The organism is Thiocapsa imhoffii (assembly GCF_016583985.1).
Taxonomy (GTDB): domain Bacteria; phylum Pseudomonadota; class Gammaproteobacteria; order Chromatiales; family Chromatiaceae; genus Thiocapsa; species Thiocapsa imhoffii.
On record NZ_NRSD01000001.1, the window covers coordinates 135,018 to 159,156 of the forward strand.

At 66.2% G+C, this 24,139-nt stretch carries 20 protein-coding genes; 9 read left to right on the forward strand and 11 right to left on the reverse strand.

The window, feature by feature from the left end; genetic code table 11:
* Window positions 1-123: 123 nt before the first annotated feature.
* Entirely contained in the window at window positions 124-594 is a 471-nt protein-coding gene (locus CKO25_RS00600) for a DUF302 domain-containing protein (RefSeq protein ID WP_200385971.1), read from the forward strand.
* Between the two features lie 55 nt (window positions 595-649).
* Here the strand turns inward: CKO25_RS00600 and CKO25_RS00605 are convergent, their stop codons facing one another.
* From CKO25_RS00605 to argH, 3 genes are all read right to left on the reverse strand, one after another.
* Entirely contained in the window at window positions 650-3,064 is a 2,415-nt protein-coding gene (locus tag CKO25_RS00605) for a DUF1631 domain-containing protein (protein WP_200385972.1), read from the reverse strand.
* Window positions 3,065-3,368: 304 nt separating this feature from the next.
* Entirely contained in the window at window positions 3,369-3,722 is a 354-nt protein-coding gene (locus tag CKO25_RS00610) for a nucleotide pyrophosphohydrolase (RefSeq protein WP_200385973.1), read from the reverse strand.
* Between the two features lie 59 nt (window positions 3,723-3,781).
* Window positions 3,782-5,170, reverse strand: a complete 1,389-nt coding sequence (gene argH / locus CKO25_RS00615; protein WP_371829686.1) for an argininosuccinate lyase — start codon at window positions 5,168-5,170, stop codon at window positions 3,782-3,784.
* Between the two features lie 267 nt (window positions 5,171-5,437).
* Between argH and CKO25_RS00620 the strand changes: the two genes are divergently transcribed.
* Together CKO25_RS00620 and CKO25_RS00625 are read left to right on the forward strand one after the other, a co-directional pair.
* Window positions 5,438-6,709, forward strand: a complete 1,272-nt coding sequence (locus tag CKO25_RS00620) for a metallophosphoesterase family protein (protein ID WP_200385974.1) — start codon at window positions 5,438-5,440, stop codon at window positions 6,707-6,709.
* Window positions 6,706-10,248, forward strand: a complete 3,543-nt coding sequence (locus CKO25_RS00625) for a YhaN family protein (protein WP_200385975.1) — start codon at window positions 6,706-6,708, stop codon at window positions 10,246-10,248. Before CKO25_RS00620 ends, CKO25_RS00625 begins: the two co-directional genes overlap by 4 nt.
* A 31-nt stretch (window positions 10,249-10,279) precedes the next feature.
* Here the strand turns inward: CKO25_RS00625 and CKO25_RS00630 are convergent, their stop codons facing one another.
* On the reverse strand, window positions 10,280-11,206 hold the full coding sequence (locus CKO25_RS00630) for a CPBP family intramembrane glutamic endopeptidase (protein WP_338115034.1): 927 nt from the start codon (window positions 11,204-11,206) through the stop codon (window positions 10,280-10,282).
* Window positions 11,207-11,288: 82 nt separating this feature from the next.
* Between CKO25_RS00630 and CKO25_RS00635 the strand changes: the two genes are divergently transcribed.
* Genes CKO25_RS00635 through CKO25_RS00660 form a run of 6 tightly spaced genes read left to right on the forward strand, consistent with a single transcriptional unit; the run spans window position 11,289 to window position 18,320 of the window.
* A complete protein-coding gene (locus CKO25_RS00635) occupies window positions 11,289-12,452 on the forward strand; it encodes a glycosyltransferase (RefSeq protein WP_338115035.1) in 1,164 nt (387 codons plus the stop codon).
* Window positions 12,453-12,487: 35 nt separating this feature from the next.
* Window positions 12,488-13,813, forward strand: a complete 1,326-nt coding sequence (locus CKO25_RS00640) for an O-antigen ligase family protein (protein ID WP_200385977.1) — start codon at window positions 12,488-12,490, stop codon at window positions 13,811-13,813.
* Entirely contained in the window at window positions 13,810-14,976 is a 1,167-nt protein-coding gene (locus CKO25_RS00645) for a glycosyltransferase (protein WP_200385978.1), read from the forward strand. Before CKO25_RS00640 ends, CKO25_RS00645 begins: the two co-directional genes overlap by 4 nt.
* Window positions 14,954-16,126, forward strand: a complete 1,173-nt coding sequence (locus tag CKO25_RS00650; protein ID WP_200385979.1) for a glycosyltransferase — start codon at window positions 14,954-14,956, stop codon at window positions 16,124-16,126. Before CKO25_RS00645 ends, CKO25_RS00650 begins: the two co-directional genes overlap by 23 nt.
* On the forward strand, window positions 16,111-17,214 hold the full coding sequence (locus CKO25_RS00655; protein WP_200385980.1) for a glycosyltransferase family 9 protein: 1,104 nt from the start codon (window positions 16,111-16,113) through the stop codon (window positions 17,212-17,214). The genes CKO25_RS00650 and CKO25_RS00655 overlap by 16 nt, the downstream gene beginning before the upstream one ends.
* Window positions 17,211-18,320 (forward strand): glycosyltransferase, encoded by a 1,110-nt coding sequence (locus CKO25_RS00660; protein ID WP_200385981.1) that lies wholly within the window; start codon window positions 17,211-17,213, stop codon window positions 18,318-18,320. Before CKO25_RS00655 ends, CKO25_RS00660 begins: the two co-directional genes overlap by 4 nt.
* On the opposite strand, the gene CKO25_RS00665 is transcribed toward CKO25_RS00660, so the two are convergent.
* The 7 genes from CKO25_RS00665 to rsxA form a co-directional block, all read right to left on the reverse strand.
* Window positions 18,317-18,580, reverse strand: coding sequence for an RnfH family protein (locus CKO25_RS00665; protein WP_200386308.1), 264 nt, complete (start codon window positions 18,578-18,580; stop codon window positions 18,317-18,319). The genes CKO25_RS00660 and CKO25_RS00665 overlap by 4 nt on opposite strands.
* 96 nt (window positions 18,581-18,676) lie before the next feature.
* Entirely contained in the window at window positions 18,677-19,378 is a 702-nt protein-coding gene (locus tag CKO25_RS00670; RefSeq protein WP_200385982.1) for an electron transport complex subunit E, read from the reverse strand.
* A gap of 60 nt (window positions 19,379-19,438) precedes the next feature.
* Window positions 19,439-20,158 (reverse strand): RnfABCDGE type electron transport complex subunit G, encoded by a 720-nt coding sequence (locus CKO25_RS00675; protein ID WP_200385983.1) that lies wholly within the window; start codon window positions 20,156-20,158, stop codon window positions 19,439-19,441.
* Window positions 20,155-21,246, reverse strand: a complete 1,092-nt coding sequence (locus CKO25_RS00680) for an RnfABCDGE type electron transport complex subunit D (protein WP_200385984.1) — start codon at window positions 21,244-21,246, stop codon at window positions 20,155-20,157. Before CKO25_RS00680 ends, CKO25_RS00675 begins: the two co-directional genes overlap by 4 nt.
* A 1-nt stretch (window position 21,247) precedes the next feature.
* Window positions 21,248-22,816, reverse strand: a complete 1,569-nt coding sequence (gene rsxC, locus CKO25_RS00685) for an electron transport complex subunit RsxC (protein WP_200385985.1) — start codon at window positions 22,814-22,816, stop codon at window positions 21,248-21,250.
* Between the two features lie 40 nt (window positions 22,817-22,856).
* The gene (rsxB, locus tag CKO25_RS00690; protein ID WP_200385986.1) at window positions 22,857-23,390 is read right to left on the reverse strand and encodes an electron transport complex subunit RsxB; all 534 of its coding nucleotides are present in this window, start codon (window positions 23,388-23,390) and stop codon (window positions 22,857-22,859) included.
* Between the two features lie 107 nt (window positions 23,391-23,497).
* Window positions 23,498-24,073, reverse strand: a complete 576-nt coding sequence (rsxA, locus tag CKO25_RS00695) for an electron transport complex subunit RsxA (protein WP_200385987.1) — start codon at window positions 24,071-24,073, stop codon at window positions 23,498-23,500.
* Window positions 24,074-24,139 lie beyond the last annotated feature (66 nt).

The window sequence follows — 24,139 nt, forward strand, 5'->3', positions numbered from 1 at the left end:
TGTTGGTGTCCTTTGCTCGCGTCATCGGCGGCGATCCCACCGCCCTGCCCGCTGGCGGGGCCTCGATCTGACTGACGTCAGCCCTTGGTCCATCCTGGGTTGCCCTTGTGAGAGAACATCAACATGTCACAGCTGAAGAGACCTGTGCTCGGGTTCTTGCTGCTCGTCGGACTCTGCACGCAGGCCGTCGCCGACCACTATGCCGTCTACGTCAGCGAGTCCGGCTTCGCGGATGCGATGGAAGGACTGAAGATGGCGATCCAGGAGCGCGGCATGTACATCAACAATGTCATGAACATGGGTGAGATGCTGGAGCGCACCGGGAAGGATCTGGGCATGGAGACGCCCCTCTACGATCAGGCCGAATCGATCGAGTTCTGTAGCGCGGTCCTCTCGCGGGAGATGAGCAGCGAGAATCCGGTCCAGGTCGTGAACTGTCCCTTCATCATCGCTCTCTACACCTTGCCGGGCGAGCCGGACCGGACCTATCTCGTGCATCGTCAGATCGCCGCGGAGGAGATCGCGTCCAGTCCGGCCATGGCCAAGGTCGCCGCCATGCTCAGTGGGGTGGCGGAGGCCGCGATCGCCTGGTGATCTGTGCGCGGCGATCGTGCTGAGCGTCCCCGTCGCCCGGCGCTCGGGCGCGCAATCAACCGGGCTCGGTGATCCGCTCGGGCATGACCTGGTCGAACAGTCGCGCGACCGCTCGGTCGGTCAGGGCCTCTTGGCTGAGGACACGGGCGGTCCCATTGCGCAGATGCGTGGCCAGGCTGGTGGTGGCTAGGGTCAGGGCATTTTCCCCCTGGCGGTTCGTGAAGAGATAGACACCACGGTATTTGCTGACCCATCCAAGGCGTAAGGTCTTGCGGGTTCCGCGAAAGCTCTTGAACTCAACCCAATCGCCGACCTCGAGCGAACGGGCGAGCGACCGATAGCGTTCCGTGGTGGCCGCATCGGCGTCGGTCTCGGCCTCTGCCGCGCCCGGTTCCTGGCCAGCGATCCGGTCTGAATCCGGTGGGGCCATGGCGGTGCCGAACAGCTCGAGTCCACTCTCGTCCGTATCCGGTTCGGGGGGGACCTCCTTGTGCAGCGCGGCCATGTGCAGCCGGATCAGGCGATCGAAGAAGGGATCCCAAGCGTCCTCGAGCCGGACCCGTTCGAGTCCCCGGCGCAATCGCTTCAGCAGATCGGGCAGTGCCGACAACAGCCGACTGCGCTCTTCGGCGGTTTCTTTTGGTTGCACGCTCCAAATCAGATCGTCCATCGCCGAGACGGCCTCTTGCCAAGGCTCGCCGGCCTCGCCAGCGCGCACAAAGACGTCGCTCAAGACGCGCGACCAGAGGCGAACGAGGAACTCATTGACGAGGACAGGAAGTTTCGTGTCGCTGGTCCGTCTAGTGAGTTCCTCGCCTACGCGCGTGGCCGCGATCTCCTGACGGTCCCGTTGCTCGAGCTGATCGAGGACGCGCACCGCCTTGCTGCGCGCGAGTTCTTCCTCTTCACGCAGGAACTCCTCGAGTTGATACGTCTGAACGGCGAACACGTTCAGGTTCGATTCGAAGCCGTCCACCACCGCATCAACGACCTCGTGGATCTTCTCAACAAGATGCGGCTCATCCTTCTCGTTGCGACCGATCCCAGAACTCGCGACGACATCGAGCAGACGGCGTGCCGGGTGCTTGCGGTCGGAGAAAAAGGTTTTATCGACGAGCGCGACCTTCAGCACCGGAATCTGCAGCTTGGCGAGTTCAGCCCGCACGGTCGCGGAGAGTTCCGGATCATTGAAGATGGCGTCGAACAGCATCGCCACGATGTCGATCGTCATGGCGTCCAAGGGGCGTGACCAGGTTCGCATCGGGGTCGCCCGGATCTGCTGCAGGACATTGCCCTGTCGCGGGTCGATCCGAACGGATCGCAGACTGGGGATTCGACGCAGATCGCTCGTGCCGCGCTGCAATCCATTGAGGGCTTGAATGAGCTGTGCCAAGCCGAGCACCGGGGTGTCACTGCCGGTGACTCCCGCTGACACGGCGTCGCCGGGGGCCGCGAGCGGCGGGTCGGGTGCGCCATTGGCCAGGTTTGCGCCGGAGGATTGCAGCGGATGCCCGCGGCTGGCGATTTGGATCGCGCGGGCGAGTTGCCCGAAGACGTCTTCGTTGCCGGGAGGTTGGGCCAGGCGCTCGGCGACCGCTCCGTGCTTGGCCTGGATCTGCTGTTGCGCAAGACCGCGCCCCTCGTGCTCGGCGAGGGAAGGGTCCTCGGAGGGTTCGAAACCCACCCAGCCGGACAACCCGCCGACACTCGTCTCGCCATGCGTCGGGAGGGTGCTGCGTGGCGGGATGATGGGGCCCGCGAGCGGAATGGTCGGCAAGACGCCCGATTGAACGAGAAAACGGTTGAGGTCCGCATAGACCGCGGGAAGTTCGACCGAGGTCTGACGCTCGAAGGCATTCAAGAGGACCAGGGCGAGCTGCTCGTCGGCATCCATGTCGCTCAAGGCCTGCAGCATGGCGCCGAAGAGGGTGCGTGGATACAGTGGATTGTCATCCTGGCTGATCCGTGGCACACGCAGGAGCGCGGCGAGCCGTCGATCCAGTGCGGTGAGCTGTTGCGAACAGTTACAGGCTGCGCGTGCCGAGAGCTTGCCGATCGCGAGATCTCGCTCGAAGTCATCGGTGTCGACCAAGCGCAATTCGTCGTCCTCACCCATCACCATCGCCTTAGCCGGCTCGGTGCCTCCAGTGAGACTCTTCACCCGATCATCGAAAGCCGTGGTGTAGGCGTTGCGGAAATGCTGCAAGACGTCCTGGGCGCGCTGCGTGAGGAACTCCATCGCCGAGAAATACAGCCGCTGCTGCTCCATGCTGGTCGCCCGGTCCGCCATCCCAAGGAAGTCGTCGTTGGCGTTGTCGATGTGCTTGGCAAAGGCGGTGGCGAGGCCGAGCGCGAGGCGGTCTCGACAACTGTTGACCAGAGACAAGGCCTCATCACGTGACAGGCTGGTCGTCGTGAGTGGCGGTTCTGGCGCGGTGTCGGACGCGGAGCGGGTGGGCTGATCGGGCATGGATGCGTGTCTTTTAGGGCTAACTTGGCGCGGCCTGGGGCGCTTCGACCATCGCAAGCGCAGGTGACCTCGATCCATGTCGCAACGACTCGTGCAGCACGAGCCCATGCGTTGCCCCTCGCGCAGGTTGGTGACCTGGCCGCGAATCTGTCTGTCAGATCAAAGCTTATCATGCGCGACGCCCCGCGACCTGCTGGTGCCCGATCACGTCGCCATTGCGCCGGCGTCAGGGCGGGTCCCGCGCCCTCGGCGTGCTCGGCTCCAGGCACAACGACCGTGCGCTGGTGACGGGTCTAGGGAGAGATCATGCGCGGCGCGGTTCATCCTCTGCCGCAAGGCCTTCCGGGTCGACGGGAAAGCGGGTTTCGTTGATGGCCATCTTCTCTTCAACCGCGGCGATCAGGTCGACCCCGAGACGTTGCGACAGGCGGATCAGATAGATCAGGATGTCGGCCATCTCGAGGGCGACCAGGCGTGTTTGTTCGGGCGAGAGGGCCGCGCTCTGCTGTTCGCTCAGCCATTGAAAGTGCTCGAGGAGCTCGCCGGCTTCCCCGGCAAGCGCCATGGCAAGGTTCTTGGGTGAGTGGAATCGCTCCCAATCGCGCGCTTGGGCGAAGGCGAGCAGGCGGGCATCGAGTTGATCGAGACTGTCTGGCATCGGTGGTGCGATCAGGTCGGGAGGACGGGATTCACTGGTGGGCGCGACGCGGTGCCTGCTCAGCGGTTGGCGCGCCGGTGCCGCGCGCGTGCGATGGCCGCGCGCACCTGGGCCGGGGCGGTGCCGCCGATGTGATCGCGTGCGGCGACCGAACCCTCGAGCGTGAGGATGGCAAAGACATCCGCCTCGATCGCCGTGCTGAAGGCGCGCAGCTCATCGAGCGTGAGTTCGGCGAGATCACGGCCTTCGCGGAGACCGAGCGCGACAGCCTTGCCGACGATCTCGTGGGCGTCACGAAAGGCGATCCCCTTGCGCACCAGATAATCGGCGAGATCGGTCGCGGTGCTGAAGCCTTGCGCCGCGGCCGCGCGCATCCGCGCCCGGTTGCAGGTGACCTCGCCCATCATCTCGGCATAGACCTTGAGTGAACCCTTGAGATTGTCGACGGTGTCAAACAGCGGCTCTTTGTCCTCTTGATTGTCCTTGTTGTAGGCGAGGGGCTGTCCCTTCATGAGCGTCAACAGCCCCATGAGATGACCGAAGATGCGCCCGCTCTTCCCCCGCACCAGCTCGGGAACATCCGGATTCTTCTTCTGCGGCATGATCGAGGAGCCGGTGCAGAATCCGTCCGAGAGTTCGATGAAGCCGAATTGCGCGGAGGACCAGAGGATGAGTTCCTCGGAGAACCGCGACAGATGCATCATGAGGATCGCGGCGTCGGCGGTGAATTCGAGCGCGAAATCACGATCGGAGACGGCATCGAGTGAGTTCTCGGCGGGTCGCTCGAAGCCCAGCAGCGTCGCCGTGTATTGTCGGTCGATCGGGTAGGTGGTACCCGCGAGGGCGGCCGCGCCGAGCGGCATCACATTGAGGCGGCGACGGCAATCGGCGAGCCGCTCGCAATCACGCTCCAGCATCTCGAACCACGCCATCATGTGATGGCCGAACGTGACCGGCTGGGCAACTTGTAAATGGGTGAAGCCCGGCATCAGGGTCTCGGCCTCACGCTCGGCCAGCTCCAGCAAGGTGGCTTGCAGCCGCTCGATGCCCTCACGAATCAGTTCGATCTCATCGCGCAGCCAGAGCCGCACGTCGGTGGCGATCTGATCGTTTCGGGAGCGTCCCGTATGGAGCTTCTTCCCGGCCTCGCCGATCAAGGCGGTCAGGGCCGACTCGATGTTCATGTGCACATCTTCCAACGGAATCGACCACTGGAAATCCCCATCGTCGATGCGGGTCCGAACGGTTTCGAGTCCGGATACGATGGCCTCGCACTCATCCTGTGTCAGGATGCCCTGGCGGGCCAGCATGGTGGCATGGGCGATCGAGCCTTGGATGTCATATCGATAGAGGCGACGGTCGAAGTCGACCGACGCCGTGAAGGCTTCGACGAAGGCATCGGTGGGGGCGTTGAAGCGCCCAGCCCAAGGTTTGGTGGTGGTGTTCACGTGTGGTATCAGCCCATCCGGCAGTGTTGCGATGGTGTGATTCTACTCCCTTGACAGGCCAGCATCGCGCATCGATCGCGCCAGTGCAGGCCGTCGCGTCGATCGGGTGTTCCTCGGTTCGGTGGCGCTGCGACAGGCGCGGTTTCATCGACCCTACTCCCTGGCGTGGGGTATCATCGGCACACCGCGCGGCGTGCACGCAGAGTGACGCTTCGGCATGCAAGCCGCTGTTCGATGAAACAGGCCAGCCGAGGAGGGGAGTGCGCGATGCGGTTTCTACATGCCGCCGATTGCCATCTGGATAGCCCACTACGAGGGCTCGAGCGGTACGAGGGCGCACCGGTGGAACAGATCCGCTCCGCCACGCGGCGTGCCTTCGAGAATCTGGTCGCCCTGGCGATCGAGGAGTCGGTCGATTTCGTCCTCCTCGCGGGCGATCTCTACGACGGTGACTGGAAGGACTATAACACCGGACTCTTCTTCATCGGGCAGATGGGACGTCTGCACGAGGCCGGCATCCCGGTCTATCTCATCGCCGGGAATCACGACGCGGCGAGCCAGATCACCCGTGCCTTGCGTCCGCCGCCGAACCTCCATGTCTTCGCCACCACGGCCCCCGAGACCCACCGGATCGAGGATCTCGGCGTCGCCATCCATGGTCAGGGGTTCGCCACGCGCGCGGTCACGCAGGACCTGACCCAGGGCTATCCGCAAGGCGATCCCGCGTTCTTCAATATTGGCTTACTCCATACCTCGCTCGACGGCCGCCCCGGTCATGAACCCTATGCGCCCTGTCGTCTCGATGGGCTCAGATCCAAGGGCTATCAGTACTGGGCGCTCGGGCACGTGCACCAGCGCGAGCTGATTGCGTCCGATCCCGTCGTGCTCTTTCCGGGCAACATCCAGGGCCGCCACATCCGCGAAACCGGCCCCAAGGGCTGCACCCTCGTCCGGGTCGAAGGCGCTCAGGTGATCGCGTTGGAAGAGCGTGCATTGGATGTGGTGCGCTGGGTCGATTGCCCGGTCGAGGTGACGCCTGCGCGCACCCTCGATCAGCTCGATCCCCTGCTCGAGACGGCGCTGGTCCGCGCGAGCGAGACCAGCGATGGTCGGATCCTGGCCCTCCGGCTGCGTCTGGTCGGTCGCAGTCCGCTGCATGCGCGGTTGCATGCGGAGCGCGAACGCGTCCTCAATGAGTGCCGGGCGCTGGTATCCGGGCGTGGATTGGGTGAGATCTGGATCGAGAAGCTGCTGGTCGAGACCCATGCGGATCAACAACCGGACGCCTTGACCCGCGAGGATGCGCTGGGTGGACTGCTGCGCGCGATCCAGGAGCTCGAGCTCGAGGATGCCGGCGCCGCAAGCCTGGCCGAGGAGGTCGCGGGACTGACGGCGAAATTGCCCCCGGCGTTGCGGGGGGGCGAAGAAGCCTTCGATCCGACGCGACCCGAGCATCTGAGGTCCGCCCTGGAGGACGTGAAGGCGCTGCTGCTCGAGCGGCTGCTCGATCCAACCGGCCCGTCGGAGGCACGCTCATGAAGGTGCTGGAACTGGAGCTGCGCGCCTTTGGTCCCTTCTCTGGGTGTCAGCTCGACTTGAGCCCTGGCGCGCATGGACTGCATCTCGTCTACGGGCCGAACGAGGCCGGCAAGAGTTCGGCGCTCCGGGCCTTGCGTGCGCTCCTGTTCGGGATCCCGGAACGGACTCGGGACGCCTTTCGCCATGTTCCGCAGGATCTGCGGCTGGCTGGGCGGTTGCGCAATCGTCTTGGCGATGAACTGACCATCGTTCGGCGGAAAGGGCGCAAGAACACCCTGCTCTCGGCGCAGGGCGACGCTCTTGAGATGGATGCGCTCACGCCGTTCCTCGGCGCGGTCGACGAGCGACAGTTCGAACGGCTGTTCGGTATCGATCACGAGACCTTGGTGAGCGGCGGCCAGCTCTTGCTCGAGGAGCGGGGCCGGGAGGCCGAGGCCTTGTTCGGCAGCGCCCTAGGGCAGGTCGCCGTCCATCAGGTTCTCGAACGGCTCGACCAGGAGGCCCGGGATCTCTTTGCGCCACGCGCCTCCAAGCCGCGTATCAATCTGTTGCTCAACCAATTCGCCGAGGCGGAGCGCCGTTTGCGCGACGCCAGTCTCTTGGTGCGCGAATGGACGCAGGCGCAGGAGCAGCGCGATCGGATCCGCGCCGAGCTGGATGAGTTGGAGCAACAGATTCATGATCAGACCCGTGAGCGCCATCGTCTGGAGCGGATCAGACGCACGCTCCCCGAGTTGGAGCGGCGGCGGCGTCTCGCCAGTCGGCTGAGTGAGATTGGGGTCCTGCCCCTGCTCGACGACGGGTTCGGCACGCGGCGCGAGCAGGCAATGTCGAAGCAGGCCCTGGCCGTTGAGGCGCGCGCCAACGCGCAGGCTCGACTCGACGCGGCGCGGGCCACGATCGCGCACTTGCAAGGGCAGTTCTCTGCCGCGCTGCTGCGTGAGGCGGCGGGTATCGACGATCTGCGGGAGCGGCTCGGCAGTTATCGCAAGGCCGCCCGCGATCGCGCGACGCTCCTCTCCGAGCAGCAACGCTGCCAGGACCAGGCGCTGGTGTTGTTGCGCCAAGCGCGACCGGATCTCGCCGCGGACATCGCCGCCGTGGTGCCCGATCAACTACGCCCCTTATTAGCACTACGTCGCCGTGCGGCGGATCTCGGCGCGCGGCGGGATGCGGTGGTCGAGGCGGTTGCCAGAACACGCGGCGAGCTTGCCGACACTGTGGACCAACTCGCGCGCAAACAGGCCGCATTCGACGCCCTGCCGGCGTCCGTACCCACGACCGAGCTCGACCAGGTGGTGTCCGCGGCGCGGCGTGCCGGCGATCTCGATCAGGACATCCTCGAGATGACGGGCGAATTGGCCACTGCGGCGGCGACCTGCACGCGCGATCTCGCGTCACTCGCCCTCTGGACCGGACCACTCGAGGCCTTGCCCGCGGCACCCCTACCGGACAACGCGGCCCTGGAGCGATTCGCCGAGGAATCACGGATCTTGGCGGAACGTCGGGCGCTCGTCGCGGCGGCCGTGGGTGATCTGCGTGATGAACTGGGACGCTGCGACGAATCGCTTGACCTCCTCGAGGCCGGCGGCAGGGTGCCTTCAGAAGCGGATCTCGCGCAGGCCCGCGCCCATCGTGACGCAGGCTGGCAACTCGTGCGCGCAGCCTGGTTGGAGGGCGTTGATGTCACGCAGCGCACGGCGCAGTTCGATGCTGGCCGCCCCCTCGATCAGGCGTTCGAAGGGGCGATCACCGACGCCGACGCGATCGCCGACAGGCTGCGTCGCGAGGCGCAGGGGGTGGCGGAGAAGGCGTCCAACCGCGCCCGTCGCGCCGGCTTCGCGCGACGGCTTGAGGAGGCCGAGCGCGAACTGGCCGAGCTCGCGCAGCAACAGCTGGTGTGGCAGGCCGACTGGACGGCGCTCTGGGCCCCGGTCGGGATCAGCCCGCGTACGCCGGCGGAGATGCAGACCTGGCTGCAGCGAGCGCGGCGGTTGATCGAACTGATCGGACAGAGCGAGTCCCTGCGCGCGCGGCGCGCGGCACGGCAGCATCTCAGGACGCTGCATCGGGATGCGCTCCAGCAGGTCCTCGGCGCCGCGGCCGCGGGGCGGGACATCGACGACCCTGAGCAACCCGAACCGCCGCTGGCAGTGCTGATCGCCCGGGCAGAGGCCCGCTTGAAGACGCTGGAGGCGGAGGCCCAGACCCGCCGTGAACTCGTGCGTGAGATCGCGGAGCGACAAACGCGTCGGGATCGGCTCGCGCATGAGGGAACCGCGGCCCAGGTCGCACTCGATCACTGGACGGGTGAATGGACGGCGCTCATGGATGAGCTCGGTCTGGCCGCGGACACCCAGCCCGGCGAGGTGTCGGATGCGCTGCAGGCGATCGCCGATGCACTCAAGCAGATGGAGAGCGCGCTCAGCGTCGCGACACGCATCCAGGGGATCGACCGGGATGCCCAGATCTTCGCGCAGGATGCCCACGCGCACTGCCAGCGTCTCGCACCTGATCTCATTGATCGACCTATCGAGGAGGCCGTCAACCAACTCTCCGAGCGGTTGGCCGAGCAACGTGCGTGCAAGACCCGGCTCGACGCGGCCCAGGCCCAGGCCGCCGCGGCCGAGGGCGAGGTCCGCGCCGCGGACATTTCCGCCACCGCCGCCGCGCAGGCCCTTGCTGAGCTGTGCCGCCAGGCGGGCTGCGCGTTGCCCGAGCAACTGCCCGAGATCGAGGAGCGGGTGCGCGAGCGGCGCCGCCTCGCCGAGCAGTTGGCCGAGGTGGAGACCGGCTTGATCCAAGCCGGCGATGGTCTCGGGATCGAGGCCTTGGCGGCGGCGGCCGCTGGCGTCGATCTGGACACGGCCATTGCCCAGTTGCAGGGACTGGAGACCCGTCTGGAAGAGGCGCTGCGTCCGCGCCACCGTGCCTTGATCGAGGAGCAAACCGCGGCGGAGCGCGTGCTCACGGCCATGGGCGGTGGCGACTCGGCCGCCACGATCGCGGATGAAGCGCAGCAACTGCTTGCCGAGATCCGCGGCGGAGCAGAGCAGTATGTCCGCGTGCGGTTGGCCGCGCGCATCCTGCGCGATGCGATCGAGCGTTTTCGACGTGACCATAGCGATCCGATCCTGCAGCGGACCAGCAGTTATCTCAGCCGTCTCACCTGTGGCGCATTCCGCGCGGTGGAGACTGACTTCAACGATGAGGATCAGCCCGTGCTGGTCGGAGTGCGCCACACCGGCGAGCGTCTGCGCGTCGAGGCGATGAGCACGGGCACCCGTGATCAGCTCTATCTCGCGCTGCGTCTCGCGACCCTCGAACCCGTGCTGGAGCACGCCGAGCCCATGCCCTTCGTGGTCGACGATATCCTGGTGCAGTTCGACGACGCGCGCGCCATGGCGACACTCGGGGTGCTGGCCGAGTTCTCAGCCAAGACGCAGGTGATCCTCTTCAGCCACCATGGTCGTGATGTCGAACAGGCGCGTCAGCACGACCCGGAGCAGGAGCGGATCTGGGTGCATCGTTTGGGTTGAAGCCCCGGTGCGCGTCGCCGATGCACGGGGATCAGGGCGGAGAGCCGGGCGCGGCTCTGGGCGCGGGTTGCGACCACCACAACCAGTAGAGTGCCGTGATGATGCCGATCCAGAGCACGGCAAGCCAACCGATGATGCCGTCGTAGGTGCCGACCAGGAACCCCAAGGGCGACTCGGGGTTGGCATCCGTCATGCGCCGTGTCACCTGAATGACGAAGACCCAGCCCGCATGCAAGCCGATCCCCCAACCGATGTGGCCGGTCCGCTCGCGCACCAGTGCCAACAACACGCCGACCATGAAGAGCGCGACCATCGAGTCGAGCTGTCGCCACTGAACGGCGTCGACGAAGACCGCGCCGAACATCCAGGCCGCGCCGCTCCAATCGAAGGCCATGCCGGCGGGCAGGGCGCTCGGCTTCATGAAATGGACTAGCATGTAGAGAAATGAAGTCCCCAGCACGGCCGTGACGAGGCTGCCCTGCCGGCGGATGGCCGAGAAGAGCGCTCCGCGGAAGAAGGTCTCCTCCAGCACGCCAATCAGCAGACCCCCGAGCAATGCCTGGAGCGCCTTCTTGGCCAGGTATGGCCACAGCTCCAGGTCGGCATCCGGGGTGCGAATCCCTAGAAGAATCAGGGCGATGCTCAAGACCAGCAGCATCGCCACACCCCGCAGCCAGCCGCTGCCGATGCTTCCCCGCAACACGGGCCAGGGGACGCTATAGCCAAGGGCGGCGCGATCCGCGAGGTGCAGTCGTTTCAGGAACGGCCAGAGCCCGAGCAGGATAAAGATCTGCGCCAAGCGGCCCATCACCCGTTGGGGGTCATGATCGATCCAGCCGGTCGCCATGACAGGATAGGTTAGGAGCGCCGCGAGGAGCAGGCAGACGAAGAGATATCCGAAAAAGAGGGCGGTGAGACGCATGGCATCCGGTCGAGTCGCAAATGAGATCGAGATCATCGCATGCGCGCACCAGTCCGCCCACGCCCACGCCCACGCAAGTGTCTTGTCAGCTTCAGTCGGTCGGTCGACAATGCCGGCGGTGAACGCACCACATGACATCACCGCTTGCCGGATTGCCTGTTTCTTCTCGACCTCGGGACACAGCGGCGTGGATCGCGCGGCGCAACATTTGATCCCGGCGTTGGCGAGACGGGGCTACCAGGTGGATCTGCTCAAGGTGCGGGGCCATGGGCCGCATCTGGATGCACCGCCAGTGGGTGTCTCGGTGGTCGACCTGGGTGCGCGGCACACCTATTCCGCCCTCCCGGCCCTCGTGCGCTACCTGCGGCGTGAGCGCCCCGCTGTGTTGCTGGCGGATAAGGATCGCGTCAATCGCACGGCGCTCTTGGCGCGCTGGCTCGCCGGGGTGCCCACCCGGCTGGTGTTGAGTTCGGGGACCACCATCTCGCTCGACCTGGCGAACCGTGGCATCCTGGAGCGCGCGCTGCAGCGGTTTTCGATGGGGCGACTCTATCCACTGGCCGATCAGGTGATCGTCACCAGCCAGGGTGTGGCCGAGGATATGGCGGCCTATACCGGCCTGGCCCGCGATCGCATCAGGGTGGTGCCTTCGCCGGTGGTGCCCGCGGCGCTGTTCGAGGAGACCCCGCCCCGCCCGGATCATCCCTGGCTCGGCGATCCCGGGTGGCCGCTGATCCTGGGTGTGGGGGAGCTGTCCAATCGTAAGGATTTCGAGACCCTGATTCGCGCCTTCGCGCTGGTGCGGGCGCAGCGCCCCTGCCGCTTGCTGATCCTGGGGCAGGGGGCGACGCGGGCGCGTCTGCTCGCGCTGGCGGCATCCCTGGGCGTGGCGGAGGATGTGGCGCTCCCTGGTTTCGAGCCGAATCCGCATGCCTACATGGCGCACGCCGATTTGTTCGCCTTCAGCTCACGTTGGGAGGGGTTGGGGTTCGTGCTGATCGAGGCTCTGGCGGTTGGGACGCCCGTGGTTGCGACGGACTGTCCGAGCGGCCCCGCCGAAATCTTGCAGGGTGGGGTGTACGGGATGCTGGTGCCGATCGGTGATGCGTCTGCGATGGCGGAGGCGATCCACGCCACGCTCGCTCGGCATCCGCCCCCTAAGACCCTGCAAGAGGCTGCCCGCCCCTACGAGATCGAGGCCGCGACCGATGCCTACCTGGCGGCGATGGGATTGCCGCGCCTGGCCATGGATCTGACTCAGGATCGGAGGGTAGGCGGCTGATGCGTGGTCACGGGTCCGAACAACGAGGTCTCTTCATGACGTCAATCGCCCGGGTCTGGCCAGGCCGTCGACAGCTCGAGTCTGGACTGCTGATTCTCTTCGCCTTCGCGGCTTGGAACATGACGGGGCTCGCTCATCTCGCCCTCTTTGGATTGCTGCTGCTGTTGCTTGCCGACCTCCCGCGGGCGTGGCCGCGGTTGCGAGTCGATCCGCTCCTGTGGGTCGCCCTGGGCGCGCTGGGTGTCATCGTCCTGCTCGCACTGCGCGCCGCGCTGCTGCTGCCACAGACCGCCGCGGAACAATGGAGTGCCGTTTGGGGCTGGTGGGCGCCCTTTCTGTTCCTGGTGGTGGCCTGGGCGCTGCGCGCCGATGTGCGCCTGATCCATGGGGTCCTGATCGCGGCGGTGGTGGGCCTGATCGTTGGGGTCCTGAGGAAATCGGACTGGTCACTGCTTGAGGAGATCCTCGGTGGCATGCGCTATTACTTCGGCCAGTCGGTGCTGGGTATCGGGTTCGTGACCTCGGTCGTGTTGATCGGGCTGCTGATCTACCATCCAGCCCTGGCCGGGCCACGACGGCTGTGGTGTCAACCGCGTCGGCTCTTGAGCTGGGGACTCTGGACCTTCGCGGTCCTTTTTGTCATCGGGATGTTGGTGATCTTGCAGGCCCGTGGCGCGGTCTTGGTCTTGGCTGCCGCTGGTGGCCTGATGGTCCTCAATCGCCTGCTGCGTGCGCGCCGAACGGAGCAGGACCGTGGGACGCGCCTGGTCGCGCTCGTGGCTGTCTTGTTCTTCGCATTCCTGGCGGCGTTGGTGCTCTGGGTGAGTTGGGAGCGGGTGATGATCGATATCGTGGCGCTCACCACCGCCGCGCCGACCGACGAGGCGGCCTGGACCGCCTCTGCCGCCATTCGTTTGAATCTTTGGCGCCTTGGCTTGGACCTCTTCGAGGCCCGGCCCTGGCTGGGTTGGGGGCCGGGAACGCGCAGTACCGATTTCTTGGTGCCGGCGCAGATGATCCCCTTTGCGGCGACGACCCTGGAGCACGCGCCGGTGATGTCGCATCTCCATAGCGTGATCGCGGAGATGCTGGTGCGGTTCGGCCTTGCGGGGGTCTTGATCGCCCTGGCTTGGCTGGTTGCCTTGGGATGGGGTGCGCGCGCCGTCTGGGTCCGGATCGGCGAGCAGGATCCCCGGCTGCGGGAACTGCTGTGGCTCAGCGCCCTGATGACGGCGGTCTTTTTCTTTTATGATTTTCGCATCATGAACCCGGATCTGCGCTTCTTCCTGATTCTCCAGCTCGGTCTCTTTCATACCTTCTGGTTGCATGCAACCGGGCCGCGTGGATCAACGCCAACATGAATGACCGATCGCGCCTGGCCATCTTTGCCGGTCCACTCGATGGCAACAGCACGGCGAAGATCGCGGTGCGTCTGGCCAATGGGTTCGTTGCCCGGGGGACGCCGACCGACCTGCTGGTCTCGCGCGCGCGCCAGCCGGTCGCCGAGCCACTCGACCCGGCGGTCACCGTGGTAGAGCTCGGGCGCATGGGACCTGTGACGCGAGTTGCGCGCATGGCGCTCTATCTGCGCCGGCGACGACCGGCGGCGATCCTGACCCACCGCATTCGTGAAAATGTCCTGACGCTTAAGGCCGCGCGCCTGAGTGCGGTCGCGACCCCAGTGTTCGTGACCGTGCATGGTCCCATGTCGGTGAAATTGAACCATCTCAAGGGCCGGCGCGGTCGTGCCCGCTGGTCTCAGGTGAAACGCTGGTATCCCCGCAATGAGATGATCGTTGCCATTTCAGAGGAGACCGCGGCGGATCTGTACGACATCTTCGGTCCGCGTGCTCGGATCACCACCATTCCCAACCCCATCGTGGCTCCCGAGGTCTGGTCGTGGTCCGCGCAGCCGTTGACGCATCCCTGGTTGGTCTCGAAGGACACGCCGGTGATTGTCGCGGCCGGGCGTCTCGAGTACGAGAAGGACTTCTCGACCCTGCTGCAAGCGATGGCGTTATTACGCGCGCGTCAGGAGGTGCGGCTCATCATTATCGGGGAGGGCCGCCTGCGCGCGGATTTGGAGTCCGAGCGCGCCGCGCTCGGACTCGAATCGGTCGTGGATCTGCCCGGCTGGGCGGATAATCCCTATCCCTTCCTGAAGGCCGCTGATCTCGTGGTGCTGTCCTCCTTTTGGGACGCGCTGCCGACGGTGCTGATTGAGTCATTGGCGCTGGGGACCCCGGTGGTCAGCACGCATTGCGGTCAGGGGCCGGCCGAGATCCTCCAAGGCGGTGAGCTCGGTCGGTTGGTGCCGCCACGCGATCCGGGGGCGCTCGCCGCGGCCCTGGCCGCGACCCTGGCCGAGCCCCTGCCTGCGGCGACCTTGCGGGCGGGCGGCGAACGCTATGAGGCACAGCGCAACGCGGATCGTTATCGGGCCTTGATGCGGGGCGAAGGACTGCCGGGCGCGGACGCGACGCAGTCACTGGGACCGGCGCATGACGGCGCCGACCGGGTCTGAACCGATGCGGCTTGCCCTCATGATCGGCGACTTCGCCGATGGCGGTGTCGAGCGGACCCTGACCAACCTGGCCGCCGGGTTAGCGGGTCTTGGCATGCCGGTCGACCTCCTGACGGGGACCACCGAACATGCCTATCTGCGCGAGCTTGGGACTGGGGTGCGAATCCTGCCCTTGTCAGGCGCGCGCGCGCAGGCGCTCGCGGCCTATTGCCAGGCGGCCCAGCCCGATCTCTTGATGACGGGAAAATTGGCCGATGATCGTCTGGCCCTGGCGGTGCGCGATCAACTCACTGGCGTCGCGGCACCCGGGCGTCGGGAACGCCTTCGTCTCGTCACCACCGTGGGCACGCCGCTCTCGGCGCGCAATGCCTCGTTTCGTTGGAATCCATTCAAACGCCGTCGCGAGCAGCGCCGGATCCATGCCGACTATTCCCGCCTCGACGGGATCAGTGCCGTCTCGCGCGCGGTCGCGGAGGATCTGCGAACGCGCTTTGGCCTCACCGAAGTGCCGCTGCGCGTGCTTTGTAACCCGGTTGTCCCGGACGATGCCCTGGTGCGTGCCCAGGCGCCCTGTCCACATCCTTGGCTCGACGCTGCTGGGCAACCACCGGTGATCCTCGCGGTGGGGGGCTTGCGTCAGGTGAAGGACTTCCCGACCCTCTTGCGCGCCCTCTCACGCCTGCCTGCACACACACCCGCCCGCCTGTTGATCCTCGGCGCGGGGAAGGAACAGCGACGCTTGAGCGAGTTGGTCGCGCGCCTGGGGCTGACCGTGCGGGTCGATTTCCCCGGTTTCGTGCCGGATCCTTACCCCTATCTGGCGCGTGCCGACCTGCTCGCGCTCTCCTCGCGCCGCGAAGGGCTGGGGAACGTCCTGGTCGAGGCCATGGCGGTCGGCACGCCAGTGGTGGCGACCGACTGTCCGGGGGGAGTGCGCGCCTTGCTGGAGGACGGCCGGTTGGGTCCCCTCGTCCCGGTCGGCGACGATCGCGCCCTGGCGCAGGCCATCCTGGGGGTGCTGAACGCACGTCCGGAGCCGGCGCGTCTGCAAGCCGCGGCCGAACCCTATCGGGTGCCGATCGCCGCACGCGCCTATTTGGACTTCTTCTCCGAACTCACGGGAGCCGCGCCAGCATGCATCACGGCCTGAGTCGATCCAGCGGCGGCGCGTCGCCGCCGCAACGCATCCTGATCGTGCGGCTCTCGGCGATCGGCGATATCGTCTTTGCCTCGCCCTTGATCCGGGTGCTGCGGCGCGCTTACCCGAACGCCCATCTGGCCTGGTTGGTGCAGCCTGAGTATCGCGCGCTCCTCGATCAGCATCCGGACCTGGACGAGGTGATCGTGTGTCCGCTTGGTCAGTGGCGCCGCTGGTGGGTTGAGCGACGCTTCGGCGCACTCTGGCAGGGCATTGCGGCGCTGCGTGCGACTCTGCGGGCCCGCCGCTTCGACCTCGCGCTCGATCTGCAGGGGTTGCTCAAGAGCGGCATCCTCACCTGGCTCTCGGGCGCGCGCACGCGGATCGGTCTGGGCGGGCGCGAGGGCAGCCGTTGGCTGATGTCCCGGACCATCGAACGGGGTGGCGAGCGGCTGCGGATCGGTTCGGAATATCGATATCTGGCCGAACAGATGGGCTGGATCGACCCTGCCCGGCCCGCCGAACAGCTCGGGATGGATCTCTACTACAGCCCGCTCGACGCGGACTTCGCGGCTCGCACCATGGCCGAGCAAGGATTGGAGGAAGGCTATGTGGTGCTCTGCCCCTTCACCACACGCCCGCAGAAACACTGGATCGAACCGCGTTGGGCGGTGCTCGCCGGGCGCTTGCGCGAAGAGTTCGGTCTGGTTCCGGTCCTGCTCGGTGGCCCGGGCGATCAGGAGGCCGCGGCACGGATCAGCGCGGCGACGGATCTCGAGGTCGGCATGCTCAATCTGGCGGGCCGTACCGGACTCATGGAGGCGGCGGCCGTGATCGATCGCGCGACACTGTTGATCGGGGTCGACACGGGTTTGGGCCACATGGGCATCGCCTTCGGTACCCCGAGCCTGCTCCTGTTCGGTGCGACCTGCCCCTACCTGGAGACGTCCCGCGCGAATGCGCGCGTGCTCTATCATCGACTCGCGTGCTCACCCTGCAAGCGGCGACCGACCTGCGACGGGGATTTCACCTGCATGCGGCGGATCGACGTCGAGGAGATCATCGCGGCGGCGCGCGCCTTGATCGGACGCGCGCCATGAGGATCCTCCACGTCGAAGGAGGACGCCATCTCTACGGTGGTGCCTTCCAGGTGCTGCACCTCCTGCGCGGACTGGCGGCACGCGGTCACCAGAGCACGCTGGCATGTCCGCGTGGTTGCGCCTTGGCCAAGGCCGCGGCACCCGTGGCGGAGGTGCATGAATTGACCATGCGCGGCGATCTCGACCTGGCGATGGTGGCCCGGCTCAGTCGCCTGATCCGCGCCGTTCAGCCGGATCTGGTCCATCTGCACAGTCGCATCGGTGCCGATGTCATGGGTGGGCTTGCGGCGTGGCGGTGCGGCGTCCCGGTCGTACACACGCGCCGGGTCGACAATCCCGAGCGGCCCTGGGTGGTGGCGCTCAAGTACCGTCTCTACGATCGGGTCGTGGCCATCTCCGAGGGCATCGGCAAGGTGTTGTTGGAGGAAGGGGTGCCGGTGGCGAAGCTGCGGGTGGTGCGCAGCGCGGTGGATCTGGAGACCTACCAGCAGCCCTGCGCCGACAGGCTGCTGCGCGCCGTGCTCGCCGCGCCGCGCCTGGGGTCACCCGAGCCCCTGCTGATCGGGGTGGTCGCCCAACTGATCGAGCGGAAAGGGCATGCGGACCTGATCACCGCGCTCCCTCCCTTGGTGGCGCGCTATCGAGGGCTGCGGGTGCTCTGTTTTGGGCAAGGCCCACTCGCGGCGAGACTCCAGGAACAGATCGATCAGGCGAACTTGACGGGGCGGGTGCGGCTCGTTGGGTTTCGCGACGACCTGGCGCAATTGCTGCCTTGTCTGGATCTGCTCGTGCATCCCGCTCGCATGGAAGGGCTGGGCGTAGCCTTGCTCCAAGCCGCCGCCGCCGGGGTGCCGATCGTTGCCACGCGGGTCGGTGGCATCCCGGAGGCGGTGCGCGATGGCGAGAATGGGTACCTGGTTCCGGCGGGCGCGGTCGGGGCGCTGCGCGAGGCGATCGATCGCCTCTTGAGCGACCCGGCCCGCCGCCGCGCCTTTGGTGCAGCGGGACAGGCCCTGATGGCGCGTGAGTTCTCGATCGATGCCATGGTCGAGGGGAATCTCGCGGTCTACCGCGAACTGCTCGACCCCGCGCGCCGTCCGGGCTAATCCTGATCGCGCCGTTCGATCGTCTCTGGATCGGCCGTGATGGGGCGGTAGATCTCCACCCGGTCACCATCGCTGAGGGGGGTCTCGAGCTTCACCAGACGTCCGAAGATGCCGATGCGGTTCGTCTGCAGATCGATTTCGGGAAATTGCTTCAGCAGGCCCGAGCGCTCGATCGCCTCGCCGGCGGTGCTGCCCTGTGGGACGTCGAGCTTCAGCCAGGTCTGCTTGAATTTGTCCGCGTAGGCCACGCCGACATGCATGGTCGCGTTTCTCTCGGCCCTGGCGCTGGCCGGTTTAGGTTCGGGTTGATTCACGATCTGCTCTCGTCACGTTCAGGAAGGTTCGGGTTGGGATCGTCAACCGGTTGCCACGGCCGGCTGCGTGGCGGGTCGGGGCGCACGCAGCCGTCGATCGATCAAGCGCTTGGCCGCGAGCATGAAGCCGAGCGCGAGGAAGCCGCCCGGAGGCAGCACCGCGAGCAGGAAGCCGCGGTACTCGGGGATCAGCGTGAGTTCCAGGCCAGCAAAGCCCTCGCCGAGCAAGAGCGCGGCATTCGCGAAGAGGGTGCCGCTGCCGATGATCTCGCGGATGGCCCCAAGCGTGACCAGCACCAAGGTGAAGCCGACGCCCATCATGAGTCCATCGAAGGCGGCCGGCATCACCCGATTGCGCGAGGCGAAGGACTCAGCACGACCGAGGATGGCGCAGTTGGTCACGATCAAGGGGATGAACAGACCCAAGACCTTATGCAGATCGTGCAGCCAGGCATTGAGCCCGAGATCCACCAGGGTCACCAGCACGGCGATGATGAGCACGAAAACGGGGATCCGCACCTCCGGCGTGATCAGGCCACGCAGCAGTGAGATGAGGAGTCCCGAGGCGACCATGACGGCCATGCTCGCAAGCCCCATGCCGAGGCCATTGGTCGCGGTGCCGGTGACGGCGAGCAAGGGGCAGAGGGCGAGCGACTGGGCGAAGACGACATTGTTGTTCCAGATCCCGTCGGTGGCGATGCGACCCCATGCGGTCGGCGCTGGCGCGTCTATGGATGTGTTCATGGTGATGTGGTTTCCGTCGTCTGGTGCGAACCAGGTTGGTCGCGGCGGGCAATCAGGGTCTTAGCGCGCCGCGGATGACTCGGTGCTCTCCGAGACCTCCGAGACCTCCGAGGCGGCTGCCTCCAGAACCTCTGCATCCGGGATCTCGACCTGAATGACGGCCGAGGCGGTCAGGGTGTCGCGGTGCTTGGCGAAGAACACTAAGCCCTCGCGGAGCGCGCTCAGAATGGCTCGGGGGGTGATGGTCGCCCCGGTGAACTGATCGAAATCGCCGCCGTCCTTGCGCACGGCCCAGCGCTCAAGCGGCGGATGATCCAGACTCAAACCCTCGAACACCAGGATCCAATCACTCTTGGAGCGCTCCATCTTGTCGCCGAGCCCGGGGGTCTCGGAGTGCGAGAGCACGCGGGTCCCGAGGATCTGGCCGGAGGCATCGAGACCGAGCAGCAGGTCGATCGGCCCCGCGTAACCACGCCCACGCACACGAAAGGCCAGACCCGTGATCTCGGTGCCCCGGCGTGCGCGGTAGATTGCCAGGGGGGCTCCGTCTGGACCCTCCAGGGTGATGGGATCGGCGAGCAGGTCGTTGTCATGCAACGCCAGTGGGATGACCTCGGACAGCGAGGCCTGCAGGTCCTCGGCCTCGCGCAGGGCAATGGTGTCACGCGTGGCGATGTCGCCGATGACCAGGAGCGCCGCTGCGATCAGGGTGAAACCACCGAGCAGGCCGGCTTGATAGCCGATCCGTTTGCGATAGGAGGGAACAGTCACCGTACTCATGGGCGAATCTCGGTGGGGTCGCGGTATTCGAGCGGGCTCCCGCGCCGCGTCCGTCCATAGACGCGGGGGCGAATGTAGTGATCGATCATGGGGGTGCAGGCATTCATGAGCAGGATGGCGAAGGCAACGCCCTCGGGGTAGCCGGCCCAGGTGCGGATCATATAGACCAGGAGGCCACAGCCGGCCCCGAACAGGAGCTGACCCCACTTCGAGACCGGCGAGGTGACCGGGTCGGTGGCGATGAAGAAGGCCACCAACAGGGTGGCGCCCGAGACGATGTGATAGAGGGCGCCGGCATAGCGTTCTGGATCATAGAGGTTCATGCCGGTCGCGATCAGGGCGAGGGTGCCGATCATCGCCGCTGGGATATGCCAGGTGATGACGCGCTTGGCCAGCAGAAAGAAGCCACCGACCAGGATCAAGAGTGCCGAGGTTTCACCCATGCTACCGGCGATGGTTCCCACCGCCCCCGACAGCACATAGGTCATGCCGGGAATGATCTGCGAGAGGGTCGCCCCCTGACTGAGTTCGGTGCGCACATGGCTGAGCAAGGTCGCACCCGAGACCGCATCGAGACTCTCCCGACCGAGACTGATCGCGAGACTCTCGAGCAATCCTGGCGCCGCGGGAGAGAAGAGCGGCATCGGCTGGACATAGCTCGTCATTTCCAACGGGAAGGAGACGAGCAGGGCAACGCGTGCCACCATGGCTGGATTGAAGAGATTCTGACCGACCCCGCCGAACACCTGCTTGGCGATCACGATAGCGATGAGGGCGCCGATCGCCCCAATCCACCAGGGTGCCCAGGGCGGTAGACTGAGGGCCAAGAGCCAACCCGCCAGCAGCGCCGAGCCATCGCTGAGGTAGGGTACTTGGGGCTTGCCGGCGAGTCGCAGACAGACGGATTCGGCCACCACGGCGGTGCCTAAGGTCACCACGAACAGGAAGATGGCCGGCCAGCCGAATTGCCAGAAACCAAAGAGGGTCGCGGGCAGGAGTGCGAGCATCACCAGACCCATGGTGCGCGAGATGCTCGTGGGCGCATGCGCATAGGGTCCAGCGAGCGCGGCCGGGGTTTCGATCTGCATCCTAAACCTCCACCTGCCCTGCTGCGCGACGGGGATCCTGGGCCGCCGGCGGCGGATCACCCGCGCCACTGGTGGCACGCTCTGCTGGGGTCGCCGGGGTGGTTGGCGCGGGTGCCGACGCCGCCGTCGCTGGTGTCTCGCTCGTGCGTTTGCGTTTGGCCATGGCCGCGCGCTTGGCCTGCTTGATCGCCTCCATGCGCGCAAGGCGTTGGGCGGCGAGGCGTTTGGTCTCGACGTGTTTCTGCTTGGCCCGTCCGCGCGCGGCCATCTCGCCCTTGGCATAGTTGAAGAGCTGCACCAGTGGCAAGTGTGCCGGACAGACATAGGCACAGGAGCCGCAGCCGATGCAGTCCATGAGCCCGAGTCGCACCGCGCCCTCAAGATCTCCCGCCCGCGTGTGGGCCGCCATCTCGAGTGGTAACAGCCCGCACGGGCAGGCCTGGACGCAACTGGCGCAGCGAATGCAGGGCATGGGATCGCGCCGGGCAACCTCCGCCGTGGTCAGGGCCAGCACCCCATTGCTACCCTTGACCATGGGTACGCGGGTGCTCGGTAATGGTTGGCCCATCATGGGACCACCGCTGATCAGTTGCGCTGGCTCGCTGCTGAAGCCGCCACAATGATCGAGCAGATCCCGCACCCGCGCGCCGAGCGGCACGCGGAGATTACGGGGGCGTGCAACGGCGGCGCCACTGACGGTCACGACGCGCGAGATCAGTGGTCGCCCCTGGCGCAGCGCCTCGTGGACCGCGAAGGCCGTGGCAGCGTTGTGCACCACCACGCCGATGTCCGCCGTTAAACCACGCGCCGGCGTTTCACGCCCGGTCAGGGCCTGCACCAAATGGCGTTCCGATCCCATGGGGTAACGGGTCGGGAGGCGGGCGATCCGAATGTTTGGATCCGCCGCCGCGGCCTGGCTCATCTGGGTCTGGGCCGCCGGCTTGTTGTTCTCGATCGCGATGATGATGCGCGTGACGCCGAGTGCATGCGCCATGATGCGCACGCCATCGACGACGCCCTGTGCCTGCTCACGCATCAGGCGATCATCACAGGTGAGGTAGGGCTCGCATTCGGCCCCGTTGATGACCAGGGTATGGAGTGGATAGCGGTTGCGCAGATTGAGCTTTACCGCGGCGGGAAAGGTCGCGCCCCCCATGCCGACGATGCCGGCCGCCGCGACCCGTTCGGCGATCGCCTCCGGTGGCAGCGCAAAGGGATCCGCGACGCCGCCGATGGTCTCGTCCCAGCGCTCCTCTCCGTCCGGCTGGAGGGTGATGGTGCGTACCGAGAGTCCGGAGGCATGATGCGCGGGGTAGCTTCCGATACCCATGATGCGACCCGAGGTCGACGCATGCACCGGCGCCGAGATGATGCCCTGGCTCTGTGCTAACAGCTCGCCCTTGGCGACGATCTGGCCCCGCCGGACGACCGGTGTCGCAGGCGCGCCGATATGTTGCTGGAGCGGGATGTGCAGCAATGCCGGGAGGGGGAGGTGTTCGATGGGTTGCTCGGCGGCGAGATGCTTCTGATCGTGTGGATGCACGCCGCCGCGGATCTTGAAGAGTCTCATACGAGTTCGCCTGATGCGTGGGGTCGCGAGTGCGCGAGGGTCATGCCGCGACGGCCATGGGTTTGGGCCAAAACCAGTTCTGTAGGGTCGGGGTGAGTGGGCGCATCTCGATGCACTCGGTCGGGCAGACCGAAAAACAGAGCTCACAGCCGGTGCAGGCGTCGGCAAAGACGCTGTGGATCATGTTGTTCGCCCCCATGATCGCGTCGGTCGGGCAGCGCTTGAAGCACTTGGTGCAGCCCACGCAACGCTGTTCGTGAATGTGCGCGATCAACGGCACGGCCTCGGCGAGGCCCGTGGACTCGATGCGGACGCCGAGCAGGTCCGCCAATGCCTCGGCTAGCGCACGACCGCCCGGCGGGCAGATGGTGACCGCTGCCGTGCCAGCGGCAATGGCCTCGGCCGCGGGGGTGCAGCCGGGATACCCGCATTGTCCGCACTGTGAGCCAGGCAGCAGGTCCGCAACCTGCTCGGTGAGCGGATTCCCTTCGACCCTCAGATAGCGTGCGGCAAGCCCGAGCAGCCAGCCTAGGAGCAGCCCGAGGGTCGTGAGACTGAGGATGGCAGCGATCATGGTGTCGTCATCTCCGCATCGATTCGGTTACGCGTTCGGGCGCGCGGCCCACAGGTCGTCTTCGGCCCTGACCAGCCACCGCCACAAGGGGGGTTGGAGCCCGCGTGTCAGGCGAGTCCGGCAAAGCCCATGAAGGCGAGCGACAGCAGCCCCGCCGCGATGAAGGCGATGGGCGCGCCAGCAAAGGTCGCCGGAACTTGCGCCACGGCGAGTCGTTCACGCATCCCCGCAAACAAGATCATCACCAAGGTGAATCCAAGCGCCGAGCCAAACCCGTACAGCACGCTCTGCAGAAACCCGTTCTCCTCCTGCACATTCAGAAGCGCGACGCCGAGCACGGCGCAGTTGGTCGTGATCAAGGGCAGGAAGATGCCCAGCACCTGATAGAGTGCGGGCGAGAGCTTGCGCACCGCCATTTCGGTGAACTGCACCACCGCGGCGATCACCAGGATGAAGGTCAGGATCCGCAGGAAGCCGATATCCAACGGGGTGAGCACAAAACGCTCCAGCAGCCAACTCGCCACCGCTGCCAGCGTCAGCACGAAGGTCGTCGCCAAGCCCATGCCCAGTGCCGAGTCAAGTTTGTTCGAGACCCCCATGAAGGGGCAGAGCCCGAGAAACTTCACCAGCACCACGTTGTTGACCAGCGCGGTTCCAAGGATCAAGAGGATGTATTCGCCCATTAGCGATCAGACCAGAGGTCGTTGTGCCGCGGCCGACGTGACCGCGATCGTCTGATCGGTGTCGAT